The organism is Sphingomonas sp. PR090111-T3T-6A, from assembly GCF_000383095.1.
In the GTDB taxonomy this organism is placed as follows: domain Bacteria; phylum Pseudomonadota; class Alphaproteobacteria; order Sphingomonadales; family Sphingomonadaceae; genus Solisphingomonas.
In genome coordinates, this window is record NZ_AORL01000022.1 from 320,216 (window position 1) to 344,334 (window position 24,119).

A 24,119-nucleotide genomic window follows, 5' to 3' on the forward strand; every position below is an offset into this window, starting at 1 on the left:
GGAAAGAGCCCGATGGCTTATTGCATCGCACAATCGACGCGAGTTTTTCGCACGAACGAGGTTGTCCGATGAGACGCTTGCCGCCGCTCACCGCCGTCGAGGCGTTCGTGCAGGTCGCGCGTCTTGGGTCGGTCAAGGCCGCCGCCGAGGAGCTGGCGCTGTCCTCCCCCGCTTTGAGCCGCCGCGTGCAGGCGATGGAGCGCTTCATCGGCCGCCCGCTTTTCGCCCGCCGCCATCAGGCGATGCTGCTCAACGCCGACGGCGAGCTGCTGCTCGCGCGTATCGCGCCCGCGCTCGATTCGCTGGGTGAGGCGATCGAGCAGGTGACGGGTGAGGCCGAGATCATGCGGCTCAAGCTCGGCGTGCTGCCGCTCTATGCGTCGCGCCAGCTCATCCATCGCCTGCCGGACCTGCGCGCCCGTCATCCGCATCTCCACATCGACATCGACACCGGCGGCCATGCGCTGACCCGTCTGAGCGACGGCCTCGACGCCGCGATCGTGCTGGCGCGGGAGATCGAGCCGCCGCTCTATGGCCGACGGCTGGGGCGCAACCGCATCATCGCGATCGGCAATCGCGATCTGGCGCTGTCCGGCCCCCGCGATCTCGCCAATATGACGATCCTTCTGCATCGCGACATGCAGGAGAATTTCATGCTGTGGCGTCAGGCGGCGGGCATTCCCGGCCTGGAGCCGCGCGCCATCGATCTGTTCGATTCGGGGCAGCTCATGCTGGAATCGGCGGCCGAGGGGCTGGGCGTCGCCTTCATGCTCGACTTCCATCTGGAAGGAGCGACCGATCCGCGGCTGGTGAAGCTCTTCGCCGAAGAGGCCGACAGCGAATCGAGCTACTGGTTCGTCTGTCGCCGCCCGGCCCTGTCGCGCCGGCCGGTCCGGCTGTTCCACGACTGGCTGGTGGGCGGGCCGGAGGCCTAGGCCCCCTCCCCGCGGGGAAGGGGCCGGACGGGGTCAGGCGTCCGCCGCGACCTTCATCGCGTGGATCTTGCCCGGAGCGCGGGGCGGCTCGCCCTTGGGCAGCGCGTCGACATGCTCCATGCCTTCGGTCACCACGCCCCACACGGTGTACTGGCGGTCGAGGAAGGTCGCGTCGTCGAAGCAGATGAAGAACTGGCTGTTGGCTGAGTTCGGGTCCGACGTGCGGGCCATCGAGCAGACGCCGCGGATGTGCGGCTCGGCGCTGAACTCGGCCTTGAGGTTCGGCTTCTTCGAGCCGCCCATGCCGGTGCCGTTCGGGTCGCCGCCCTGCGCCATGAAGCCCGGAATCACGCGGTGGAACACGATGCCGTCATAGAAGCCCTCGCGCGCCAGCTCCTTGATGCGCTCGACATGGCCGGGGGCCAGATCGGGGCGGAGCTGGATCACGACGTCGCCGCCGTCGAGGGTCATGATGAGCGTGTTTTCGGGATCGGCGACAGTCGCCATGGTCAATCTCCTTTGGGATCTGGAGGCGGGTCTAGAGCGATTCAGGGCGCGGGGAAATGGCGCGATGCGTTTTAGCCGATGGCCCGCCCGTGCGCCGGGGCGGAAAGGCCATGGTCATCTTCGCATGTCATTGTGTTGCGAAGCGGAAAAGCGGCTGACACGGCCGATTTCCCCGCTTAAGAGGCAGCAACGCGCACATTGGCAGGGAGGCGGAACCCATGAGCGACACCGACCTCGAGGCGCCTGCCCCTCCCGTGCTCGACGACGAGACGCCTCCGGCGCCCGTCGAGCCCAGCCATGACGAGGACAACCGCCTGACCCGCGACTTCGTCGACACCGTCGTCGAGCGCCTGGAGGAGGGCGACGACGAGGGCGCCCGCGCGCTGGTCCGCCCGCTCCATCCCGCCGACGTCGCCGACCTGTTCGAGCTGGCGCCCAACGAGTGGCGCGCGCCGCTCGCGACCGCGCTCGCCGAGCTGGTTGACGGCGACGTGCTGGCCGAGATGAACGACTGGGTGCGCGATGTCGTGCTCCAGGCGCTCGAACCGCAGCAGGTCGCGGCGCTGGCGACCGAACTCGATACCGACGATGCCGTCGCGATCATCGAGGACATGGACATCGAGGATCAGCGCGAGGTTCTCCGCGCGCTCGATCCCGATGACCGCGCCGCCATCGAAGAGGCGCTGAGCTACCCGGAGGAATCCGCCGGCCGCCTGATGCAGCGCGACCTGATTTCGGTCCCGGAGCATTGGCATGTCGGCGACGTGCTCGACTATCTGCGTCGCAACGAGGATCTGACGACCGATTTCTGGGAAATCTACGTCGTCGACGCCTCGCACCACCCGATCGGCACCTGCAAGCTGAGCTGGGTGTTGCGGACCCCGCGCGACATCGCCATCGCCGACATCATGCAGCGCGAGCAGACGCTCATTCCGGTCGACATGGATCAGGAAGAGGTGGCGCTCCGCTTCCAGAAATACGCGCTGATCTCGGCGGCCGTGGTCGATGCCTCGGGTCGTCTCGTCGGCATGATCACGGTCGACGACGTCGTCCACATCATCCAGCAGGAAGCGAGCGAGGATATCCTCGCCATGTCGGGCGCCGGCGACGGCGACATCAACGAGCCGCTGCCCTCCACGATCAAGACGCGCATGTGGTGGCTGTTCGTGAATCTCGGCACGGCAATGCTCGCGTCCGCCGTGGTGGCGATCTTCCAGGACACCATCTCGCGGCTCGTCACGCTGGCGGTGCTGATGCCGATCGTGGCGGGCATGGGCGGCAACGCCGCGACGCAGACCATGGCGGTGACCGTGCGCGCGCTCGCCACCAACCAGCTCACCTCGTCCAACACGCTGCGCATGATCGTGCGCGAATGGTGGATCGCCAGCGCCAATGGCCTCGGCCTCGGCGCGCTGATGGCGGCGGGGTGCCAGCTCGTCTATCACGACTGGGGGCTGACGCTGGTCCTGTTCCTCGCGATGCTGATCAACAGCCTCAACGCGGGCCTGTCGGGCGTGCTGATCCCGATCGGGCTGGAGAAGGTGCGGATCGATCCGGCCGTCACCTCCACCGTCTTCGTGACGACGATGACCGACTGCATGGGTTTCTTCAGCTTCCTTGGCCTCGCGGCGCTGTTCAACCTGCATTGAGCTTGCCGGTGGGCGCCCGAGCGCCCATCTGGCCGGCATGGCGGCAGAGTTGCACATCACCAAGGTCGCGGTCGGCTGCGCGGAGATCGAGACCCTTCGCGAGCGGCTGGGATCGCGCGCCCATTCGGGCGAGACCTTCATCACCACGCGCTTCCGGCCCAAGCGGGAGAGCGAGCTGATCGGCGGCTCGCTGTTCTGGATCATCAAGCATCGGCTGGTGGCGCGGCAGGAGATTCTCGGCTTCGAGGACGATCCCGACGGCAAGCGCTGCCGCATCCTGCTCTCGGCCGAGCTGAGGCCGGTGCGCGCGCACCCCAAGCGCGCGCATCAGGGCTGGCGCTATCTCGCGGGCGCGGACGCGCCGGCCGATCTCGGCGGCGACGAGGCGGAGGGCATGGCCGCCCTTCCCTCCGCCATGGCCGCCGAGCTGAGCGCGCTCGCCCTGATCTAGTTCTGCGTCTCGTGCGTGCAGTGGACGTCGCCTGAGCCGCTGCGCGAGATCGCGCAGGTGGCCGGGCCGGCGATGGTGATGTCGCCCGATCCGGCAAGGCTGCCCTTCGCGGTATGACGGGCGCCGATCGTCAGATCGCCGGAGCCGACGAGCCCGACCGTCGCATCGTCCACGGCGAGGCCCGCGGCCTTGAGGTCGCCCGATCCGGTGAGCGTGGTGCGCGCCTGGCGGCTGCGGCCGGCGAGTGACAGATCGCCCGATCCGGTGAGCGTCGCGGACAGGCCGGTGACGTCGATCGCCGCCACATCCAGCGTGCCCGATCCGGACAGCACCAGATCGAGCTGATCGCCCTTCGCCCGGTCGACCGAGACATTCCCCGATCCCGAGAGGACGACGTTCGACACCGCCGGCGCCATGACGTCGATCACGATCTTGCCGTGGAAACCGGTCGGCCAGCCACCCCACCCGCCGGGCAGCGGCTTGATGACGAGCTGGTTGCCTTGCTGCTCCACTGACAGGCGATCGATCGCCTCCTGCGGACCGGTGGCGCGTGCCGATGGCGATCCGCCGACATGGACGTGCACGTCGAACGGGCCGCTGACCCGAATCCGGTCGAAGCTGGTGAGGCCATAGCTCCGCGTTGCGGCCACGGCCGATCCGGTGGAGCAGGCGGCCGCTATGGGCAGCAGGGCGATAAGCCCGAGAATCTTGGCACGCATGATGAAATCTCCCCTCAACACGGGCGGGATATCAGCCGCAGCGGACGTTGCCGAGGCCGCTCTTGTGGACGGTGCAGCGTGGGCTTCCGCCGATCTCGACATGCCCCATGCCGGACATGGTGACGTCGACCGGCCCGTTCACCTGCGCGCGGATCTGGCCAGTGCCCGACATGGTGGCCCGGCCTTCCCGTGCCGCCAGACGGGCCGCATCGATCGAGCCCACGCCCGAAACGCGCGCGTCGACCCGGCCTGTCGTGCCGGCGACCGTGATCGTGCCGGTGCCGCCCATGGTGAGGTCCGCCCGGTTGCTGCGCAGCTGGCCGATCTTGATCGTGCCCGCGCCGCCGACATCGGCGGTGAAGGCCGGTGCCTCAGCACGGTCGATGGCGATGGTGCCGGCGCCCGACACGCCCGCGCCCGCGACTCGCGGCATGGTGACGGCGATGCGGAGAGGATTGTTGTGCGTCTCGACCGATCCGCTGTTCGGCTGCCAGCCGAGCACCAAAGTTCCGCCCCGGACATCGGCGGTAAGGCGCTGGAGCAGGCGTGGATCGCCGTCGGCATGGACGGCGAAGCGCGGCCCGGTGGTGATCGTCACCTCGGCGGCGGCGCGCAGGTCGACATGATCGAAGTCGCGCGCAGGATAGTCGCGCGTGGCGGCGCCGGCAGCGGACGGCGCCAGCGCGACAAGCGCGGTGGCGGCAAGCGAGCAGAACAGCAGACGCATCGACATCTCTCCAACTGTATTGCTACTACAATACACCTAGGGGAGATCGGCGCAAGGGGCGGTCCTCCGCATAACAAAAAGGGCGGCCGAAGCCGCCCTTCCCGTTCGCGTGGTCCTGGACCCGCTTACTTGGCGTGGATCGCAGCCGCCTCGCGGAGGATCTCGAGGATCTTCTCCTGCGCGCGGGGCTCGTCGGTCTCTTCCATCGCCGCGAGTTCGCGGGCGAGGCGGCTGGTGGCCGCTTCGAAGATCTGACGCTCGGAGTAGCTCTGCTCGGGCTGGTCGTCCGCACGGAACAGATCGCGCACCACCTCGGCGATCGACACGAGGTCGCCCGAGTTGATCTTCGCTTCATATTCCTGGGCGCGGCGCGACCACATGGTGCGCTTCACCTTGGGCTTGCCCTTGAGCGTGTCGAGCGCTTCCCGCAGCGTCACCGAGGAGGAGAGCTTGCGCATGCCCACGGATTCGGCCTTGTTGGTCGGAACGCGCAGCGTCATGCGCTCCTTCTCGAAGCGCAGAACATAGAGTTCGAGCTTCGCACCGGCGATTTCCTGGCTTTGCAGCTCGATCACCCGGCCCACGCCATGCTTGGGATAGACGACATAGTCGCCGACGTCGAAGCTCAGCGCCTTTGCAGCCATTTTACACCTTTCCGGACTGTCTGGCCGAAGAATCCCTTACGGTCCGCACTCCACTCCCCTAGCCGCGCGGCCGCAGGCAATCCGATCGACCACCCACAAGAAGATAGGGGGACGCTCCTTGCGATCACGCGAAATCGCAAGCCGTCCCCCGACAGGGTCGACTTGTAACACAGTTTCCACGGAAAGGGTAGCGTCTTGGGACGGGATGCGGCGAACCGCCCCCGGATCAGTCGCCCTGGCCGGGCTCCGGCGAGAAATGGTTCTCGTACTTGCCCTCGACACCCTTCCACTGATCGGCGTCGGCGGGCGCCTCGCGCTTGCGGGTGATGTTGGGCCACTGGGCCGAGAAGGTGGCGTTCAGCTCCTGCCACTTCTCCAGGCCGCCCTCGGTGTCGGGCAGGATCGCCTCGGCCGGGCACTCCGGCTCGCACACGCCGCAATCGATGCACTCGTTCGGGTTGATCACGAGCATGTTGTCGCCCTCGTAGAAGCAATCGACGGGGCAAACCTCCACGCAGTCCATATACTTGCAGCGGATGCAGGCATCGGTGACGACGTAGGTCATGGGATCGATCTCTTGAGCGTGTGAAACGGCGTCCCTGCTAGTCTCGGCCATAAGGGGCGTCAATGCCGCCCGTGCGATCAGACGAGATCGGTGTAGCAGGATTGCGCCTCGGGCGCCGGCCCGCGCCGCATCGGCAGCGCCTCGACGCGGACCACGCGGACATGCCCGCCGACCGGCAAGCCCAGCACCGAGCCGATGCGCACCTGCGTGGAGGATTTGGAGACGGGGCGGCCGTCGACCCGGATATGTCCCTGGCCGACAAGGGCCTGGGCGATGCTTCGCGTTTTGGCGAAGCGGGCGAAACAGAGGAACTGATCGAGACGGATCGCCGTGTCAGCCATGCGCACCTTCAGCCTGGGTGGGAAGAAGACGGGCGAGCGCGCCGAACGCGTTGCCGGGCCTCAGCCTCGGCGCATCGACCCGATCGGGACGGCGGCCGCGCCAGAGCCAGGCGACATGGCCGCCCTCGCCCTCGCGGCGGGCGAAGCCGAGCGTGCGCATCAGGCGCGCGACTGATGGCGGCTTCAGCCCAAGGGACGTGGAAAGGGAAGGATCGGGCACGAACGGGCGGCGGCCCTCGCGTGCGTCATGCGCCTGCCGGGCGAGCCGTTCGACGAGATCGACGCGCAGCATCTGGTCGCCGAGATCGCGGAAGCCCGCATGGAGCGCGGCGGCGCGGAGCACCGGGTCCGGCCGGTCGATCATCGCCGCGCCGGGGGTGGGGAGCGGCGGCATCACGTCGTCGGCGCGCGCCGCCAGCAGCGCCAGCCGCCAGCGGATCGCCTCGGGCTTGAGCAGCGCGCTCACGAACAGGTCCAGCGTGCCGATCTTGAGCCCGAGATGCACGGCGGTGCGGCGCTGATCGCGCGACAGAGCAGGAAGCGCGGCCTCCACCGTCTCGCGCGAGACCATGCCGCCCGCCTCGGCGACGGGCGCGAGGATGCCGCGCAGCGCCGGCGCGGTCGCGCGGTCGCGCCCGGCGGCGGCGATGGCGGCGAGCGGAGCGAGCTGCTTGCCGATCTGGCTCTGGAGCCATGTCTCCAGCCGCGCCGAAACGCGGGCCCGGTCATCCTGTGACAGCGGGTCGAGCGTGCGGTGGAGCGTCATCCGCGGAGCAGTCAGCGAGCGTCCCCGGCCGAGGCGGGCGACGACATCGCCTCGCCAGAAGATCGCGACCGGGCGGCCGGGGTCAGTCGCGAGGGTGAAAGCCTGATCGGGATCGGCGGCGAGCGCGCCTGCCCGGCGCGCCATCTCGACGCCGAGGCGACGCTCGGCGGCGGCCATCAGCCGCTTCATGTCGGCATGGCGGGCGTTGGCGTCGGCGACGAAGCGGAAGCCGGTGAGGTGCCCGATCGGCTCGTCGGCCACGCTCACCTGCCCGTCCTCGGCGATGGTGACGGGAAGCATGTCGTTGCCGCGTGCCGACAGGTCGCGCAGCAGCACCGAGGTGCGGCGGTCGACGAAGCGCTGGGTCAGCCGCTCGTGCAGCGCGTCGGAGAGCTTCTCCTCCAGCACGCGGGTGCGCTCGGCCCAATGGACGGGATCGACGAGCCAGTCGGCGCGGTGGGCGATGTAGGCCCAGGTGCGCGCCGAGGCGATGCGGTCCGCGATCGTCTCGACATCGCCCTGCACCGTGTCGAGCCGCTGGATCTCGTCGGCGAACCATTGCGCGGGAAGGCGATGATCGCCCTCGCTCAGATGCTGGAAGATCCGGCCGACGAGGCGGGCGTGGTGCTCGGCTCCGGTCTTGCGGAAATCGGGGAGGCCGCAGGCCGCCCACAGCCGCTGCGTCATCGCATGGCCGCGCGCGCGGTGGGCGACGTCGGGCTCGGCGGCGAGGCGCTTCAGCACCTTCAGGTCCACCGCCTCGGGCGCGGCGCGCAGGCCCGGTCTGTCGGGCTTGGTTTCGAGGCTCGCGATCAGCTTGTCGACGCTCGCGAAATCGGGGGTGCCGCAGCGCCAGTAGAGATGATCGAGCGGGGTGAAGTGATGGCCCTCGATCGCCATCACCTCCTCGGGCTCGAACGCCGCGCCCGAATGTTCGGAGCCGAGCGTACCGAAGGTGCCGTCGCGCTGGTGGCGGCCTGCACGGCCGGCGATCTGCGCCATCTCGGGGATGGTCAGCCGGCGCGAGCGGCGCCCGTCGAACTTGCGGAGCGAGGCGAAGGCGACATGCGCCACGTCCATGTTGAGGCCCATGCCGATCGCGTCGGTGGCGACGAGATAATCGACCTCGCCCGCCTGATACATCGCGACCTGCGCGTTGCGGGTGCGTGGGCTGAGCGCGCCCATCACCACCGCCGCCCCGCCCCGCAGCCGGCGCAGCATCTCGGCGACGGCGTAGACCTCTTCGGCCGAGAAGGCGACGACCACCGAGCGCTTGGGCAGGCGGGAGAGCTTCTTCGGCCCGGCATAGGTCAGCGTCGAGAAACGCGGCCGGCCGATGATCTCGATCCCCGGCACCAAGGCGCGCAGCATCGGGCGCAGCATCTCGGAGCCGAGGATCAGCGTCTCCTCGCGCCCCCTCGCGCGCAAGAGACGATCGGTGAAGACGTGGCCCCGCTCGGTATCGGCGCCGAGCTGCGCCTCGTCGAGCGCGACGAAGGCGAAGTCGCGGTCGGTCGGCATCGATTCCGCGGTGCAGAGGAAATAGCGCGCCTTGGGGGGGAGGATCTTCTCCTCGCCGGTCAAGAGCGCGACCTGATCCTTGCCCTTGATGGCGACCACCCGGTCATAGACCTCGCGGGCCAGCAGGCGGAGGGGAAACCCCATCAGGCCTGAAGAGTGGCCGCACATGCGCTCGATCGCATAGTGGGTCTTGCCCGTGTTCGTGGGCCCCAGCACGGCGACGAGCCGATCAGTGATCTTATTGCCCATCCTATTCAGAATCTGGGGTTTCGCGCGCGCGAACGCAAGAGTCCCCGAGCCGATGCCGACTCGGTTCGTCGCGGGTTTAGAATCGTCCGTCGCGCACCTCCTGCGATTAGCTTGACCTTAACCCTGTCGGGGCAGAGTCCCGCCACGTCGCCTGCCGGTGGCGGAAGACGGCAGCAGGGGAACAAGCGCTTGTATCAGCGCGAGAACCAGGAATTCGGATCGGGAACGGGGGGCGGTGCGGTGGCGCTGGCCCCGGCGACGTTCGGCCGGGCCGGGCTGGTCGAGGCGACCGGGCCCGCGCTGGAAGCGCCGCGCCGCCGCTCGTGGGGCGAGGTCGATCTGGTGGTCGATCTCGGCGTGCGGCTGGGCTCGCCCGAATGGTTCCGTGGCCTCGCGACGCTGGGCGGGATGCTGGCGGCTCTGTGGTATGTCGCGCCCGGTTTCACGCCGCTCCCCGGCAATGTCCCGGCGAAGCTCGCCCCCGCCCGGTTCGACGAGATGCGCGCGATCGGCGTCGCGCCCGCCGCTTATGGCGCGGACAGCGGCCGCCGCCTCGCCGCGACCGACCGTGCCGAGCCGCTGACTTCGACGCCCGAGCGCCCCCGCCTCGATCTGGTCGCGACTATTGGCCTGGGCGACGGCATTGCCCGCATGCTGGAGCGTGAGGGCGCGAGTTCGGCGGATGCCGCGCAAGCCGCATCGCTGGTCGCCGAGGCCGTTCCGCTCAGCGATATCGCGGGCGGTACCAAGCTCGCCATCACGCTCGGCCGCAGGCCCAATCGCGAGGTGGCGCGCCCGCTCGACGGCCTCTCCTTCCGCGCGCGCTTCGATCTGGCGCTGAGCCTGGAGCGCGTGAACGGCGCGCTCGTGCTGAATCGCCAGCCGATCGCGGTGGACGATACGCCGATGCGGCTGACCGGTGATGTCGGGGACAGCCTCTATCGCTCGGAGCGCTCGGCCGGTGCCACGCCCTCGGTGGTGGCGGACTATATCCGCGCCGTCGCGCCGCATGTGGACATCGGCGACATCTCGCCCTTCGACCGCTACGATCTCGTCTTCGAGCACAAGCGCGCGGCGACCGGCGAGGTGCAGACCGGGCGGCTGCTCTATGCCGGCATCACGCATGGGGGGAAGCAGACCCGCCTGCTGCGCTGGACGCTCGACGGGCGCGAGCAATGGTTCGATGCGGCCGGCGCCGGCGAGCGGCGCGAGGGCTTCTCGATGCCGGTCTCGGGCGCGCGGATGACGTCCAATTTCGGGATGCGCTTCCATCCGATCCTCGGCTTCAGCCGGATGCATCAGGGCATCGATCTCGCCGCCCCCTATGGCACGCCGATCGTGGCGGCGAGCGACGGCGTGGTGCGCTTCGCCGGCTGGCATGGCGGGCACGGCAATTTCGTCCAGATCGCGCATGCCGGCGGCATGGGCACGGGCTATGGCCATATGAGCCGCTACGTCGTCCGCCCCGGCCAGAGCGTGCGACAGGGGCAGCTCATCGGCTATGTCGGCTCGACCGGGCTTTCGACCGGCCCGCACTGCCATTTCGAGGTCTATCGCGGCGGCCACCCGATCAATCCGGCGACCGCGCGCTTCGCCATGACATCCCAGATCGCAGGCGATGCGCTCAAGCGCTTCCGGGCGACGCTGGCGCGGCTGACCGCGCTGCCGCTGGGCGGCCGGGCCGAGGTGGCTGCCAGCGCCAAGGCGTCGTCCCGCGGCTGATGATCGGCCCCGCCGTTCCGGGAAGGACGGCAGGGCCTTCCCTTACCGCCCCTGACGCCGCCAGCGGCCGATCACGCGGGCGATCATCTCCCCCTCGCCGCCCGACTGGGTCCAGAGTTCGGAGAAGAGCGGGTCGCTCGATGCCGGGCGCTTGCTCTCCTCCAGCGTGTCGAGCGCGACGCGCATCGGGATCGAGGTGCCCTCGCCGCACACCACGCATTCGCGGTTTCGGAGCGCCGGGATCGTCTCCATGAAGCCGCGCGCGCCCTCGGGCATGGCGGCCTTCACATGCGCCTGGTCGCGCTCGTTGTTGAGGCGCATCGCGATGATCGTGCCGCACTGGGAGAGCACGCCCTCGGCGAGGTCCGACGGGCGCTGGGTGACGAGGCCCAGCGAGACGCCGTATTTGCGGCCTTCCTTGGCGATCCGCTCGAGCACGTTGCGCACCGCCGAGCCGGTGACGACGCGATCGGACGGGATGTAGCGATGCGCTTCCTCGCAGACGAGCAGGATCGGGCGCGGCGTCTCATTGCGCGCCCAGATCGCGTAATCGAACACGAGGCGAGACAGCAGCGCCACCACCACCGACGTGATCTCGGAAGGGACGCCCGACACGTCGATGATCGAGATCGGCTTGCCGTCGGTCGGCAGGCGGAAGATGCGCGACAGCGTGGTCGCCATCGTGTCGCCCACCAGCATGCCCGAGAACATGAAGCTGTAGCGCGGGTCCGACCTTATTTCCTCGATCTTGGTCTTGAGCCGCATATAGGGGCCGGTGTCGCCCGCGCGGTCGAGCTTGCCCATCTCCTGCGTGATGAAGTTGACCAGATCGGACAGCAGATAGGGGATCGGGCTGTCGACGGTGAGCTTGGAGAGGCCCTCGGCCGCCCGGCTCTTCTGGCGCGCGGCGAGCAGGCATTTGGCCAGCACGTCCATGTCGCGCTGCCGCTCCGCGCCCTCCGAGGTGACGAGCACCTCGGCATGTTCCTCGAAGTTCATCAGCCAGTAGGGCAAAGCGAGATTGTCGACGTCGAACAGCTCGCCCTCGCCCTTGAACGCGGCGGGATATTCGCCGTGCGGGTCGATCATCACGATATGGCCGTGGGGCGCCATCGCGCAGATCTTGTGGAGGATGAGCGCGAGGCTGGTCGACTTGCCGGTGCCGGTCGATCCCACCAGCGCGAAATGGCGGCCGAGCAGCGAATCGATATAGAGCGCGCCGCGCACGTCGGCAGTCGGGTAGACGGTGCCGATCTCGATATGCGGGCGATCCTCGGCGGCGAAGATCTGGAGCATGTCGGCATGGACCGCCGGATAGACGCGGTAGCCCGGCATCGGATAACGCGTCACGCCGCGGCGGAAATCGAGCATCCGCCCGGTCGTCGGGCAGACGCGGCCTTCGCCGAGGAAGTCGATCTCGGCGATGATGAGGTCGCCGTCCGCCACCTCCAGCTTCAGCGAGCGGACGTTCGCCACCAGCCACAGCCCGCCGGACTGCATCTTGACCTGGCTGCCCACCTCGCCGGCCAGCGCCAGCCCCTCGCCGGGATCGGCTTCGTGGAGGCGGCGGACGGTGGGCCCGTCGAGGATGATGCGCGCGGTGCCGCCGCCGATGTCGACGACGCGGCCGATCTCGACCGGTGCGCTCCGGGGAGACATGTGCGACGGCGCTTCCGGCCTGCCGTCCGCGCCCTGCCAGGCCAATCCGTCCACCCGCTTGCTCCTCTGATCTGGGGAGCGATGATTCTAGGCGGCGGGGGGTAAACAAATCGCTCCGCCGGAGAGGTCAGCGGCGTCGGAACAGCGCGCCCGCGCCCCAGCCGATCGCGAGCGACATGCCCACCGCGACGAGCCCGTAGGCGAGCGACCAGCGATCCGCCGCCTGCGCCACGAAACGCTCGAAGCCGGACTTGTCGATGCGCACCTCGCGCACCGCGCCGGCCACCACCTTGCCGTCCTGGATCAGGAAGGTCTCGGCGACATAGCGGCCCACCGGCACGCGTGCCGGGATCGCGATGCGCGCGCGATAGAGCACGCCATCGCTGATCTCGACGCCATGCGCATCCTGCACATAGAGGCCGGCGCGGCGCTTGAGGTCGATCAGGCCCTGCTCGAAGCGATTCTGCTCGTCCGGCGGCGCGCTGGAGGCGGGCGACATCTGGAGGCTGTCGAGCCCCAGCTCGTAGATCGCGGCCGTCCGCCCGTCGACGAGCTTGCCGAGCGGGCGCGAGGTCGCGATCGCGTAGAAGGAGGGCGCCGAACGGAAACGCGCGCTGTCGGCGTTGAGCCACATGCCCGCCACCTTCTGCTTCTCGCGCACCAGGATCGACTGGGTCGGCCCCTTGAGCACCACCGCGATGTCGGCGGGGTGATTCGGCGCGCGGCCCTGCGGATAGAGGATCGCGCCGAACAGCAGCAGGTCCGCGCCGGTGAAGCTGTAGATGATCTGCACCTGCCGGTCCGACACGTCGGGCACCAGCACCGGCTTGCCCGCGCCGAGGCAGGCGAGCGCGGCTGCGACCCTCCACGCGCGCCTCATCCGAGCGTCACGCTGTAGATCTCGCCCGGCCGCCAGGTGAGCCCCACCGCCATGCGCACCGCCACCACCAGCACGAGCAGCGCCAGCAGAAGCCGCAGATATTCAGGCTTGAGCTTCATCGCGAAGCGGCTGCCGATCTGCGCCCCGATCGCGGAGCCTACGAGCAGCAGCAGCGCCAGCACGATGTCCACCGCCTTGGTGGTGGTGGCGTGGATCATGGTGGTCGCGGCGGTGACGAACAGGATCTGGAAAAGCGAGGTGCCCACCACCACCTGGGCCGCCATGCCGAGCAGATAGATCATCGCCGGCACCATGATGAATCCCCCGCCGACGCCGAGAACGACGGTCAGCACGCCCGTCAGCGTGCCGAGCAGGAAGGGCGCGAGCGGCGAGATATAGAGTCCCGAGCGATAGAAGCGCCAGCGCATCGGCAGGATCGCGATCAGCGGATTGTGGCGGCGCTGGCGGTGGCGCGGCGTCTCGCCCCGGCGGTGGGCGAGGATGGTCTGGATCGACTCGCGCGCCATCATCCCGCCGATGCTGCCGAGCATCACGATATAGGTGAGCGAGATCACCGTATCGATCTGGCCGAGCCGCTCCAGGATGCGGAACAGCATCGCGCCGAGGCCGGAGCCGACGATGCCGCCCGCCACCATCACGCAGCCCATCTGGAAGTCGACGCCGTTGCGCCGCATCTGCGCGAGCACGCCGGAGACGCTGGCGCCGGTGATCTGCGTGGCGGAGGAGGCGACTGCGACGGTCGGCGGGATGCCGTAGAAGATCAGCAGCGGCGTGGTGAGGAAGCCGCCGCCGACCCCGAACATGCCCGAGAGCAGACCGACGCCGCCGCCCAGCAGCACGATCACCAGCATGTTCACCGACAGACCGGCGATGGGCAGATAGACGTGCATGGCCTAGCGCTAACCGATCCGCGCGCGGAGGGCTAGAAGTCGCTCGCCAGGGTGAGCGCGGGGCCCGAGCCGGGCCGGGCCCCTCCTGCGACGCGCTGCCGCCAGTCGAGCGCGATGGCGATGGCGTGCTGGGCGACCGGGAGGCGGAGCACGGCGGATGGGCCGAGGTCGAGCCGCGCGGCACCGGGCTGCGCCGCGCCCCATGCTCCGCCGCCGAGCGCCAGCGATCGGCCATGCCCGAGATCCAGCGACCGGGCGACGCGGGCGGCGCCGTCGGCGTAAAGATCGCGGCGCTGGATGCCCACCACGCCCGCTTCGGCATAAGCGTCGAGCCGCCAGCCTTTCGCGACTGGCACGGCATAGACTCCGGTTGCCGCTCCGGCGGTCCAGGCGTTGCGGCCGCCCCGGTCGATCGCGAATCGGTGTTCGAGCATCAGGTGGAGCGGGATCGTCCTTGCCGGCTGCCAGTCGAGCCCGGTTGCGGCCTCGGTCTGGCGCGGCCCGCCGACGGTGCGCGAGAATCGGCCGGAGAGCGACAGGCGATCGGCTTCGTCGAGATGGTAGAGGATGCGGACACCCGCCTGTCCGCCGCCGATCTGCCCGCCCGGCGCGAGCGGGGAGGCCTGTCCTCCTCCTCTGGCGAGAAGCCACGCCGAGCCGGACCATCGCGACGCGTGTGCCGCCGGAGAGGGAAGCAGGATGGCAGGAGCGGTCTTGCCGGTGACGTCCTGATGAGACGGGGTCGTGAGAGGCGCAACGGGGGAAGAGGATTCGGGCTGCTCCCCTGTCGAAGCTTTCGCGGCCCATCGGATGGGCGTTGCAGGGCGGCGTGCCTTAGGGCGAATTGCAGTATCCACGGCCCTCTCGTCGGGAACCAGCTTCCCATTGGGGATCAGGAAGCCGTTGAAGTCTCGGGAGGTGCGCGGCCCCTGCAGGAGCGCGGGCACGATGGCCTTATGGTGGGCGATCCATCGCGGCGGAGCCGGGCCGACAGGATCCGTCACCGCTGGCTCGTCCGGCCTCCAGCCGGCGAGCACCACCCCGCGTCCGACCGTCCAGATCAGCACGACCCCGATCAGGAACCGGATAGGCGCCGCCCGGTGGAGCGAGCCCGTCACGCTCCCTCCCCGCCCAGTGGAAGCACGTGCGTCGTCTTGTCCCAGCGCACCCGCCCATGGCGGACGATGCCTGCATAGAGGCCGAACGCCCGCACCGCCGCCGCGATCGCGAGGAGGTTGCCGATCACCATGTGGATCGGCGTCAGCATCGCCATGCGCCAGCCATGCGAGCGCGCCGTCATAGAGAAGCGCATCCCGATCCGCCAACTTAGCAACCCGAGATTGGCGAGCAGAAGCGGCATGGGGATCGCAGGTTGCGGAGCAGCCTCGCCCAGCATCCGCGCGGCGAGATGCGTCGCGGCCCACCCCATCAGCGCCGCATAGCCGCACGTCAGCACCAGCGCGGCCAGCGGCGCGCGCCGATCCCGCAACCGCATCCAGCGCTCGGCGATCCCGCCCGACCAGCCCAGCCTGTCCCACCCCGCCAGCGCGATTCCGGTCAGCCAGCGGGACTTCTGCTTGACCGCGCCCACCACGCTGTGCGGGAAGCAGGCGCGCACGGCGACCATCCCGCGCCCGTCCCCTGCCGGCAGCCGCACGAAGACTCCCCGCCCGCCGAGAGCCCCGATGCGCAGGCCCAGCTCATAATCCTCGGTGAGGCTGCGGGGATCGAAAGGCCCGTCGCGCCCCTCTGCGATGGCGGCGAGCATCGACCGCTCGATCGCGCAGCCGACTCCCGCCGACGGCACCGCCGCTCCGACCGCTTCGCGCACCACGACCTGCTTGCTGTGGGCCTCCGAGAACTCTCCGCAATAATGGGACGAGATCAGCGCGGCGAAGGAGCCCGCCCCCCGCACCGTCACGGCATGGACCGGGAGCTGCACGAGATCGAAACGCCCGATCAGCGCGTCGTAGACGGTCAGCTCGTCGGGATGGACGACATCCTCGGCGTCATGGAGGATGACGGCCTTGAAGAGCGCGCCTTCCGCACGCTCATCCTCCAGCATCGCCTGCCAGATCCAGTTGAGACAGCCGGCCTTGGTCGTGCCGCCCGGTTCGTCGCCGACGACGACGCGCACGCGCGGATCGCCGCCGGATGCCCGTTCCACGGCGGCGATCGTCCCCGGATCGTTGGGATAGCAGCCGACATAGAGCCGCCAGTCGGGATGGCTGAGGCGGGCCAGCGCCGCCGACACCATGCCGCCGATCACCGCCTCCTCCCGCCAGGCGGCGACGAAGATGGCGAGGCGGCCGGGTTGGCTGGCGGCGGCGATCGTGGTGGCGCAGGCGCGGCGATGGCGGCGATAGACGATCAGCGATCGCCAGGCCGAGCGGCCGAGCCAGATGCCGTCGATGAGGAGATCGTCCAGCCCGCCGATCAGGAATCCGCAGGCTGCGAACAGCGCCAGCTCACGCGTCGCCAGCCCGGCGAGCAGGATCGGATACGCAACCATACACGGCCCCCCAACCGGAAGCCGGTGTACGGGAGAGGCGGGAGCGAATCGTAGCCGAAATGGCTTCAATCCGATGGCATCGGCCAAATGGCCGCCCGAAGAGGCTCGGGCTTGCTCCTGCCTCCGCCAATCGCGAAGAAGGCGGGATGACCAAACGCCAGTCCCTGCGGCTCGAAACCTTCCTTCCCTATCGGCTCTCGATCGCGTCCAACCGGGTGAGCGATCTGGTGGCGGAGGCTTATGATCGGCTGTTCGGCCTCAGCATCCCCGAATGGCGCGTGATCGCGGTTCTGGGCGAGGCGGCGCCGCTGACCCAGCTCGCCATCGTCCGGCAGACGGTGATGGACAAGATGACGGTCAGCCGCGCCGTGCGGCCGCTGGTCGAGCGCGGGCTGGTCGACCGCTCGCCCCATGCCGGCGACAAGCGTTCCAGCCTGCTGTCGCTGAGCGATGCCGGGCGCAGGCTCTACGAGAGCGTCGGGCCGGAGGCGCTGGCGATGGAGCGCGCCTTGCTGGAGGAATTTTCGGTCGAGGAGATCCGCAGCCTCGACGCCGCGCTCCGCAAGATGGAGGAGGCGGCGATCCGGCTCAGTCGGCGGCCGGCTTGACCGGCGCCGGGTGCGGCCCCTGCGGCGCGGCGGGCCAGCCCGAAGCGCCGGGCTGCGAGCGCGGCGTGCCCGGATCGAGCAGCGCGGCCGTCTCGATCTGGTCGAGCGCGGCGCGGCCGCTGAGATAGCGGCGGGCGGCCACGATCCAACTGTCGGCGGCGCGGTGATCGGGCAGGCGCGCGATCTCGGCCAGTGCGGCGTCGACCTGCCCCGCCTCCAGCCGCCGCCCGGCGCGGGCGACGCGATCGGCGGGGACGGTCGAGGGTTCGCCGCTGCGACGCACCACCACCAGCCCGGAAAGCTCGTGGCGGAAGCTCTGCCACCAGCTCTTCTGGGGCACGCCGCTGGCTGAAAGGGTCGGGGCGATGGCGTCGAGGCCGTTCTGGAGATCGACGAGCGTCACCGGCTGGCGCGCGGCGGAAAGGATGGTCGCCACCGCCTGCGGCTGGGTGTTGCCGAAGCGCTGGCGCAGCAAGCCTTCGAGATAGCCAAGTTCCACCCCGCGATCGAGCGCGCGGCGGGCGGCGAAGGTGACGAGCAGCCCTTCGGCCCGCGAGGCGTCTCCGGTGGCTTCCCGCGCCTGCGCCTCGATATCGTCGACCTTGTCTTCGAGCGTGGTGATGCGCGTCGCCATCTGCGGATCGGTGGCGGCGGCGCTGGGCGTGCCCGCCGGAGCCGGTTGGGCCGGGGGCGGCGGCCGCACCACGACATGCTGGGCGAGCGCCGCCTGCGCCTGGGCCTGCTCGATCGTCTGGAGGTGCAGCATCCGCGCGGTGCGCGCGTCATGCGTCACCGCATAGCCCATCGCGAAGGCGCCGCCGACGAACGCGGCCAGTACGAGCAGAAGGGCCCACAGCCAGGCGCGCGATCGGCGCTCATAAGGATCGTAATCGCGTTCCATGCAGGCCCCGTCTTCCTCAGGCCTCGTGATTGCACAGCTTGGCGGCCGCCGCCAGCAGGGAGGCGTCGGTGGGTCGCCCGGCGATAGCGGCGGCGCGCCAGCCCTCACCGGCCGCATCGCGCGCGGCCGGGCTGATCGCGGCGATGCGGATCGCCATGGGATCGACCAGGCTGGCGAAGAGCGCGGCGGCGCGCGGCGAATGCAGCAGCGCGACGGCACGGGGGAGCGCGGCGCGGGCCGCCTCGGGCAGCGCCGGGACAGGTTCGGCCGCATAGACGAGCCGGCGCTCGATGGTCATCCCTATGATCGTGGGCGCGCGATGCTCGCGGGCCGCGAGGTGAAGGAGCGAGCGAACGCCGTCGCGCGCAGCGCGGGCCACGACGGCGTCCACGCCCGCGTCGCCGACAAGGATGCGGGTGAAGCCGGCGTGCCGCGCGGCGGCGGCGGTGGCCTCGCCCACCGCATAGAGCGGACGGTCGCGGAGCAGCGCGAGCCCCGTCCCGCCGAGACGCGCGGCCTGCGCGCTGGTCATCAGCACGGCTTCGGGCGGCTCCGTGGGGGGAATCCAGTCGAGCGCGCGCACTTCGAATAATGGCGCCGCGATCGCCTCCAGTCCGAGCGCCCGCGCCGCCGAGACGGTCGCCGTGGCGCCGGGCTCGGGGCGCAGCACCAGCACGGCGGGCATCAGCGCCCCGTGAACAGCCGCGCCAGAGCAGGCGGCGCCTCGGCCAGCAACCGGTCGGCGAGCGTGCCGTCGGCCGCAGCCTCGCCGGATGCCTCGCCACCGACACGGAGTGCGCCGTCCTCGCTCAAAATCTCGGCGCGGATCGTCAGCGTGCCGTTCGCGATCGCCGCCATCGCGCCAACCGGCGAGTGGCAGCCCGCCCCCAGCGCCGCGAGGAAGGCGCGCTCGGCCAGCACACAGGCGTGGGTCTCGGCATGGTCGATGGCGGTGAGTAGCGCGAGGATGTCCTCGTCACCGGCGCGCGCCTCGATGCCGACCGCGCCCTGCGCCGGTGCGGGGAGCATGGTGTCGATCGGAATGGCGTGGCCAACCTCCGGCCGCTCCAGCCGGTCGAGCCCGGCGGCGGCGAGCAGGGTCGCCTCGGCCTCACCTTCCTCCAGCTTGCGCAGCCGGGTGTCGACATTGCCGCGAAAGGGCACGATCGCCAGATCGGGGCGCAGATGGCGAAGCTGCGCGGCGCGGCGCGGCGAGGAGGTGCCGATTCGCGCATTCCGGGGCAGCGCCGCCACGCTCTCGGCGCCCACCAGCCGGTCGCGCACGTCGGCGCGGGGGAGCATCGCGGCGATGCGGATCGCTTCCGGGCGGATCGTCTCGACATCCTTCATCGAGTGGACGGCGAAGTCGATCTCGCCATCGAGGAGCGCGCGGTCCAGCTCCTTGGTCCACAGCGCTTTTCCGCCGATTTCCGCCAGCGGGCGGTCCTGCACCGCATCTCCGGTGGTGCGGACTGTGTGGATGTCCACAGCCTCCGACGGCCAGCCATGGGCAGCGCAAAGGGCGGCCGCGACCATGCGGGCCTGGACCAGCGCGAGCGGCGATCCGCGCGTGCCGAGACGGAGGGGGCGGGAGGGCATATTCATCGGAAGGTTGCTCTAAAGGGCGGAAGCGGTGCAGGGAAGCGCGCCATGCCCCTGATCCTCGGACTCGAATCCTCCTGCGACGAGACGGCCGCCGCGCTCGTCGACGGGGACCGCACCATTTTCGCCCATCGCCTCGCCAGCCAGGAAGCGGCGCACCGCCCCTTCGGCGGCGTGGTGCCGGAGATCGCCGCGCGCGCCCATGTCGAGGCGCTCGGGCCGCTGATCGAGGGCGCGCTGGCGGATGCGGGCAAGACGCTTGCGGATGTCGATGCGGTGGCTGCGACGGCAGGGCCGGGGCTGATCGGCGGCGTCATGGTGGGGCTGCTGATGGCCAAGGGCATCGCGCTCTCCGCCGGCAAGCCGCTGGTGGCGGTGAATCATCTGGAGGGCCACGCGCTCTCGCCCCGCCTCGCCGACCCGGACCTGAAATTTCCTTATCTGCTGCTGCTGGTGTCGGGGGGCCATTGCCAGCTCCTCTTCGTCGAGGGCGTGGGGCAGTATCGCCGGCTGGCGACGACGATCGACGACGCCTCGGGCGAGGCTTTCGACAAGACCGCCAAGCTGCTGGGCCTGGGCTTCCCGGGCGGTCCTGCGGTCGAGCGGGCGGCGGCCGAGGGCGATCCGTGGGCGGTGCCGCTGCCGCGCCCGCTGGTGGGCACGGCCGAGCCGCATTTCTCCTTCGCCGGCCTCAAGAGCGCGGTGCTGCGCGCCCGCGACGCCGGCATCCACCGGACCGAGGATATCGCCGCTTCCTTCCAGCAGGCGGTGGTGGATTGCCTGCTGGACCGCACGCGTCGCACCCTCGCCAAGGCCGAAGGCGCGACCGCGCTGGTCGTGGCGGGCGGTGTCGCCGCCAACAAGGCAGTGCGCAGCGCGCTGGAGGGGTTGGCGGCCGAGCATGGCCTGCCCTTTTCCGCGCCGCCGCAATGGCTTTGCACCGACAATGCGGCGATGATCGCCTGGGCCGGAGCCGAGCGTTTCGGGGCCGGCATCAGCGATCCGCTCGACACGCCGGCACGGGCGCGCTGGCCGCTCGACCCGGAGGCGGAGAAGGTGCGCGGCGCAGGGGTGAAGGCATGAAGCTCGGAGTCGTCGGTGGAGGCGCGTGGGGCACGGCGCTGGCGCAGGTCGCGGCGGCGGGCGGCCCGGTGACGCTGTGGGCGCGCTCGGCCGAGGTGGTCGACGCGATCAATGGCGACCACGCCAACCCGGCCTATCTGCCGGGCATTCCCCTCTCCCGCGCGATCCACGCGACGACCGAGGCGGCGGACCTCGCCGACTGCGGCGCGCTGCTGCTGGTGACGCCGGCGCAGCATCTGCGTTCCGTGATGGGGAGCCTGCCGGTGACGAACCAGCCGCTGATCCTCTGCTCCAAGGGGATCGAGGCGGGGACGCAGCTTCTGATGTCGGAACTCGCCGCCGAGTTGCGGCCGGAGGCGCCGATCGCGGTGCTGTCGGGGCCGACCTTCGCGCATGAGGTGGCCAAGGGCCTCCCTACCGCCGTCACCCTCGCCTGCGCCGACGAGGCGCTGGGCCGGGCGCTGGCGATGCGGCTCGCGCGGCCGGGGTTCCGGCCCTATCGCTCGGACGATGTGCTCGGCGCGGAGATCGGCGGGGCGGTGAAGAACGTCCTCGCCATCGCCTGCGGAGTCGTCGCCGGGCGTGGGCTCGGGCAGAACGCGGCGGCGGCTCTCATCGCGCGGGGCTTTGCCGAGATGCGCCGCTTCGGCCATGCGCGGGGCGCGAAAGGCGAGACGCTGGCAGGCCTTTCCGGCCTCGGCGATCTGGTGCTGACCTGCTCGTCGACCAGCTCGCGCAATTTCAGCCTCGGTCTGGGGCTCGGCCGGGGCGAGAGTGCCGAGGCGCTGCTCTCCAATCGCCGCACGGTCGCGGAAGGAGCCGCCACCGCCCCCGTGCTCGCCGAAGCAGCCCGCGCGGCCGGCGTCGAGATGCCGATCGTCGAGGCGGTGCGCGATCTGCTCAGCGGCTCCGCGAGCGTCGACGCCGTGGTCGAGCGGCTGCTGGCGCGCCCGATCGGCGACGAGGCGCGCTGATGGCTAGAAGTCGATCGCGATTCCCTTGCGCTCCCAGTCGCCATAGCGCGTCGGGTCGAGCGCATCGCGCCTGTCCTCGGCGGCTTTCGGTGCGGGCACCGGCGGGCTGGCCGAGAGGTGGGCGGGGGCTTTCACATGCGGGGGGCGTTCGCCGGGGCGTCGTTCGGTCATCATCTGTCTCCAGACCCCAGATCGGCGGTCGCATCCTGATTGGCAAGCCATGAACTCGTCTCCCGCCGGCGATCCGCCCGGCACCCCCGCCCGCCGCGCCGCGCTGCGCCTGCTCGATGCCGTCATCCGTCGCGGACTGCCGCTGGAGGCCGCGCTGGGTGCGGTCGGCAGCCTGCCCAATCCGGCGGACCGGGGCCTCGCCCGCGCCATCGCCTCCGAGACGCTGCGCCGCCTGCCCGATCTCGACGCGTTGATCGATAGCGCGACCCAGCGTCCGCTCCCCGACGACGCCAAGGCGCGCTTCGCGCTGCGCATCGCGCTGGTGCAGGTGCTGACGCTGGACACGCCGCCGCACGCCGCGATCTCGACGGTGCTGCCGCTGGTCGACGGCGGCCCGCGCAAGCTCGTCCATGGCGTGTTCGGTACGCTGATGCGGAACGGCGCCACCCTCCCCTCTCCGCCCGAGCTGCCGGTGCCCGTGGCGATGCGCTGGCGCGCAGCGTGGGGGCCGGAGGCGACCGAGGCGGCGCGGGAAGGCCTCACCGGCCGCCCGCCGCTCGACCTGACGCTGGCGGACCCCACGAAGACCACCGAATGGGCCGAGCGGCTCGGCGCGAAGAGCCTGATGCCGGGGCATCTCCGCCTCGATGCCGGGCAGGACGTGACCACGCTGGCGGGCTTCGACGAAGGCGCGTGGTGGGTGCAGGATTTCTCCGCCTCGATGCCCGCGCGCCTGCTGGGCGCACCGACGGGAGAAGGTCGGGTGCTCGATCTTTGCGCCGCGCCGGGTGGCAAGACGCTCCAGCTCGCCGCCGCCGGCTGGCAGGTGACGGCGGTGGAGATGGCCGCGAGCCGTCTCGCACGACTCTCCGAGAATCTGGAGCGCACCAAACTCTCCGCCGAGACGGTGGAGGGCGACGTGATGCGCTGGGCGCCGCCCGCCCCGGTGGATGCGGTGCTGCTCGATGCGCCCTGTTCGGCGACGGGCATCTTCCGCCGCCATCCCGACGTGCTCCACCGTGTCCGTCCCTCCGCCATCGCCGAGCTGGCGGAGACGCAGGCCGCGATGCTGGCGCGCGCGGCCGACTGGGTGAAGCCGGGCGGCCGCCTCGTCTACGCGGTCTGCTCGCTGGAGCCGCGCGAGGGCGAGAAGGTCGCCGGAGCCTTCGCTGCACCGGGCTTTTCGCGCGATCCGATCCGCGCGGACGAACTCCCCGCCGGCCTCGCGCCCGATGGCGACGGCTTCCTCCGCATCGCCCCCGGCGCGCTGGCCGAAGAGGGCGGGTGCGACGGCTTCTTCGTCGCGCGCTTCGTGAAGGCTTGAAGCCGACCCTCGCTTGCGGTTACTCGCGCAGGGGATGGTAAAGCCTGTCCGCATCGCCCCCTCGATCCTCTCCGCCGACTTCGCGCGGCTGGGCGAGGAGGTGCGCGCGATCGATGCAGCCGGCGCCGACTGGATTCATGTCGACGTGATGGACGGCCATTTCGTGCCCAACATCACGATCGGCCCGGCCGTGGTGAAGGCGTTGCGCCCGCACACGACCAAGCCTTTCGACGTCCACCTGATGATCCAGCCGATCGATCCCTATCTGGAGGCCTTCGCGGAGGCCGGGGCGGATTGCATCACGGTTCACCCCGAGGCTGGCCCGCACGTCCACCGCACCGTCCAGACGATCAAGGCGCTCGGCAAGCGGGCGGGCGTCGTGCTGTGCCCGGCGACGCCCGAGGACGCGCTCGACTATCTGATCGACGAGGTCGACCTTGTGCTGATCATGTCGGTGAACCCCGGTTTCGGCGGGCAGCGCTTCATCCATTCGCAGCTCCGCAAGATCGCGGCCGTGCGCGCGATGATCGACCGTTCGGGCCGTGATATCGATCTGGAAGTGGATGGCGGGGTCGATCACACGACCGCCGCCTTGTGCATTGAGGCGGGGGCCGATGCACTGGTGGCGGGAAGCGCCACCTTCAGGGGCGGGCCGGACGCCTATGCTGCCAATATCCGCGCGCTGAGGGGGGGATAAG

25 protein-coding genes are annotated in these 24,119 nt (G+C 70.3%); 9 read left to right on the forward strand and 16 right to left on the reverse strand.

Annotation, left to right across the window (positions count from 1 at the left end; genetic code table 11):
• Positions 1-68 precede the first annotated feature (68 nt).
• On the forward strand, positions 69-935 hold the full coding sequence (locus ST3T6A_RS0117430; RefSeq protein WP_019834243.1) for a LysR substrate-binding domain-containing protein: 867 nt from the start codon (positions 69-71) through the stop codon (positions 933-935).
• A 33-nt stretch (positions 936-968) separates the two neighbouring features.
• Here ST3T6A_RS0117430 and ST3T6A_RS0117435 read toward each other — a convergent pair whose 3' ends face one another.
• Positions 969-1,442: a peptidylprolyl isomerase gene (locus tag ST3T6A_RS0117435; RefSeq protein WP_019834244.1), complete on the reverse strand. Its 474-nt coding sequence runs from the start codon at positions 1,440-1,442 to the stop codon at positions 969-971.
• A gap of 218 nt (positions 1,443-1,660) precedes the next feature.
• Between ST3T6A_RS0117435 and mgtE the strand changes: the two genes are divergently transcribed.
• Complete coding sequence (gene mgtE, locus ST3T6A_RS0117440) at positions 1,661-3,091, forward strand: magnesium transporter (protein ID WP_019834245.1); 1,431 nt, start codon at positions 1,661-1,663, stop codon at positions 3,089-3,091.
• A 37-nt stretch (positions 3,092-3,128) separates the two neighbouring features.
• Positions 3,129-3,542, forward strand: coding sequence for a DUF1489 family protein (locus ST3T6A_RS0117445; protein WP_037538978.1), 414 nt, complete (start codon positions 3,129-3,131; stop codon positions 3,540-3,542).
• Here the strand turns inward: ST3T6A_RS0117445 and ST3T6A_RS0117450 are convergent.
• The 6 genes from ST3T6A_RS0117450 to ST3T6A_RS0117475 form a co-directional block, all read right to left on the reverse strand.
• Positions 3,539-4,261 carry a head GIN domain-containing protein gene (locus tag ST3T6A_RS0117450; RefSeq protein WP_019834247.1) on the reverse strand — a complete coding sequence of 241 codons (723 nt, stop codon included), beginning with the start codon at positions 4,259-4,261 and terminating at the stop codon, positions 3,539-3,541. The two genes, ST3T6A_RS0117445 and ST3T6A_RS0117450, sit on opposite strands and share 4 nt — an antisense overlap.
• Positions 4,262-4,292: 31 nt before the next feature.
• Positions 4,293-4,988: a head GIN domain-containing protein gene (locus ST3T6A_RS0117455; protein WP_162140546.1), complete on the reverse strand. Its 696-nt coding sequence runs from the start codon at positions 4,986-4,988 to the stop codon at positions 4,293-4,295.
• 125 nt (positions 4,989-5,113) lie between these two features.
• Positions 5,114-5,632 carry a CarD family transcriptional regulator gene (locus ST3T6A_RS0117460; RefSeq protein WP_019834249.1) on the reverse strand — a complete coding sequence of 173 codons (519 nt, stop codon included), beginning with the start codon at positions 5,630-5,632 and terminating at the stop codon, positions 5,114-5,116.
• Between the two features lie 226 nt (positions 5,633-5,858).
• Positions 5,859-6,197 (reverse strand): ferredoxin FdxA, encoded by a 339-nt coding sequence (gene fdxA, locus ST3T6A_RS0117465; RefSeq protein ID WP_019834250.1) that lies wholly within the window; start codon positions 6,195-6,197, stop codon positions 5,859-5,861.
• Positions 6,198-6,274: 77 nt separating this feature from the next.
• A complete protein-coding gene (locus tag ST3T6A_RS0117470) occupies positions 6,275-6,538 on the reverse strand; it encodes an RNA-binding S4 domain-containing protein (protein ID WP_019834251.1) in 264 nt (87 codons plus the stop codon).
• The gene (locus ST3T6A_RS0117475) at positions 6,531-9,074 is read right to left on the reverse strand and encodes a helicase-related protein (RefSeq protein WP_019834252.1); all 2,544 of its coding nucleotides are present in this window, start codon (positions 9,072-9,074) and stop codon (positions 6,531-6,533) included. Before ST3T6A_RS0117475 ends, ST3T6A_RS0117470 begins: the two co-directional genes overlap by 8 nt.
• A 189-nt stretch (positions 9,075-9,263) precedes the next feature.
• On the opposite strand from ST3T6A_RS0117475, the gene ST3T6A_RS0117480 reads away from it, so the two are divergent.
• A complete protein-coding gene (locus tag ST3T6A_RS0117480) occupies positions 9,264-10,796 on the forward strand; it encodes a M23 family metallopeptidase (protein ID WP_019834253.1) in 1,533 nt (510 codons plus the stop codon).
• 42 nt (positions 10,797-10,838) lie between these two features.
• Here the strand turns inward: ST3T6A_RS0117480 and ST3T6A_RS0117485 are convergent, their stop codons facing one another.
• From ST3T6A_RS0117485 to ST3T6A_RS0117505, 5 genes are all read right to left on the reverse strand, one after another.
• Complete coding sequence (locus ST3T6A_RS0117485; RefSeq protein ID WP_051103496.1) at positions 10,839-12,455, reverse strand: ATP-binding protein; 1,617 nt, start codon at positions 12,453-12,455, stop codon at positions 10,839-10,841.
• A 127-nt stretch (positions 12,456-12,582) separates the two neighbouring features.
• Positions 12,583-13,335 (reverse strand): TIGR02186 family protein, encoded by a 753-nt coding sequence (locus ST3T6A_RS0117490; RefSeq protein WP_019834255.1) that lies wholly within the window; start codon positions 13,333-13,335, stop codon positions 12,583-12,585.
• Positions 13,332-14,246 (reverse strand): sulfite exporter TauE/SafE family protein, encoded by a 915-nt coding sequence (locus ST3T6A_RS0117495; protein WP_019834256.1) that lies wholly within the window; start codon positions 14,244-14,246, stop codon positions 13,332-13,334. Before ST3T6A_RS0117495 ends, ST3T6A_RS0117490 begins: the two co-directional genes overlap by 4 nt.
• 32 nt (positions 14,247-14,278) lie before the next feature.
• Positions 14,279-15,364 (reverse strand): hypothetical protein, encoded by a 1,086-nt coding sequence (locus ST3T6A_RS20980; RefSeq protein ID WP_019834257.1) that lies wholly within the window; start codon positions 15,362-15,364, stop codon positions 14,279-14,281.
• Positions 15,361-16,758 carry a glycosyl transferase family protein gene (locus tag ST3T6A_RS0117505; protein WP_019834258.1) on the reverse strand — a complete coding sequence of 466 codons (1,398 nt, stop codon included), beginning with the start codon at positions 16,756-16,758 and terminating at the stop codon, positions 15,361-15,363. Before ST3T6A_RS0117505 ends, ST3T6A_RS20980 begins: the two co-directional genes overlap by 4 nt.
• 146 nt (positions 16,759-16,904) lie before the next feature.
• Here ST3T6A_RS0117505 and ST3T6A_RS0117510 point away from each other — a divergent pair, with 146 nt between their 5' ends.
• On the forward strand, positions 16,905-17,366 hold the full coding sequence (locus ST3T6A_RS0117510) for a MarR family winged helix-turn-helix transcriptional regulator (RefSeq protein WP_019834259.1): 462 nt from the start codon (positions 16,905-16,907) through the stop codon (positions 17,364-17,366).
• Here ST3T6A_RS0117510 and ST3T6A_RS20520 read toward each other — a convergent pair.
• Genes ST3T6A_RS20520 through hemC form a run of 3 tightly spaced genes read right to left on the reverse strand, consistent with a single transcriptional unit; the run spans position 17,347 to position 19,872 of the window.
• The gene (locus ST3T6A_RS20520; RefSeq protein ID WP_019834260.1) at positions 17,347-18,267 is read right to left on the reverse strand and encodes a COG4223 family protein; all 921 of its coding nucleotides are present in this window, start codon (positions 18,265-18,267) and stop codon (positions 17,347-17,349) included. The genes ST3T6A_RS0117510 and ST3T6A_RS20520 overlap by 20 nt on opposite strands.
• A gap of 16 nt (positions 18,268-18,283) precedes the next feature.
• A complete protein-coding gene (locus ST3T6A_RS0117520) occupies positions 18,284-18,952 on the reverse strand; it encodes a uroporphyrinogen-III synthase (protein ID WP_019834261.1) in 669 nt (222 codons plus the stop codon).
• Positions 18,952-19,872: a hydroxymethylbilane synthase gene (gene hemC / locus ST3T6A_RS0117525; protein ID WP_019834262.1), complete on the reverse strand. Its 921-nt coding sequence runs from the start codon at positions 19,870-19,872 to the stop codon at positions 18,952-18,954. The genes ST3T6A_RS0117520 and hemC overlap by 1 nt, the downstream gene beginning before the upstream one ends.
• Positions 19,873-19,917: 45 nt before the next feature.
• Here hemC and tsaD point away from each other — a divergent pair, with 45 nt between their 5' ends.
• Both tsaD and ST3T6A_RS0117535 read left to right on the forward strand, forming a co-directional pair.
• Positions 19,918-20,952: a tRNA (adenosine(37)-N6)-threonylcarbamoyltransferase complex transferase subunit TsaD gene (gene tsaD / locus ST3T6A_RS0117530; RefSeq protein WP_019834263.1), complete on the forward strand. Its 1,035-nt coding sequence runs from the start codon at positions 19,918-19,920 to the stop codon at positions 20,950-20,952.
• Positions 20,949-21,926 carry an NAD(P)H-dependent glycerol-3-phosphate dehydrogenase gene (locus ST3T6A_RS0117535; RefSeq protein ID WP_019834264.1) on the forward strand — a complete coding sequence of 326 codons (978 nt, stop codon included), beginning with the start codon at positions 20,949-20,951 and terminating at the stop codon, positions 21,924-21,926. Before tsaD ends, ST3T6A_RS0117535 begins: the two co-directional genes overlap by 4 nt.
• Positions 21,927-21,929: 3 nt before the next feature.
• On the opposite strand, the gene ST3T6A_RS21285 is transcribed toward ST3T6A_RS0117535, so the two are convergent.
• Entirely contained in the window at positions 21,930-22,100 is a 171-nt protein-coding gene (locus ST3T6A_RS21285) for a DUF1674 domain-containing protein (protein WP_019834265.1), read from the reverse strand.
• A 46-nt stretch (positions 22,101-22,146) separates the two neighbouring features.
• On the opposite strand from ST3T6A_RS21285, the gene ST3T6A_RS0117545 reads away from it, so the two are divergent.
• Positions 22,147-23,421, forward strand: coding sequence for an RsmB/NOP family class I SAM-dependent RNA methyltransferase (locus tag ST3T6A_RS0117545; protein WP_019834266.1), 1,275 nt, complete (start codon positions 22,147-22,149; stop codon positions 23,419-23,421).
• Positions 23,422-23,455: 34 nt separating this feature from the next.
• Entirely contained in the window at positions 23,456-24,118 is a 663-nt protein-coding gene (rpe, locus tag ST3T6A_RS0117550; RefSeq protein ID WP_019834267.1) for a ribulose-phosphate 3-epimerase, read from the forward strand.
• The last annotated feature ends 1 nt before the right edge of the window (position 24,119 follow it).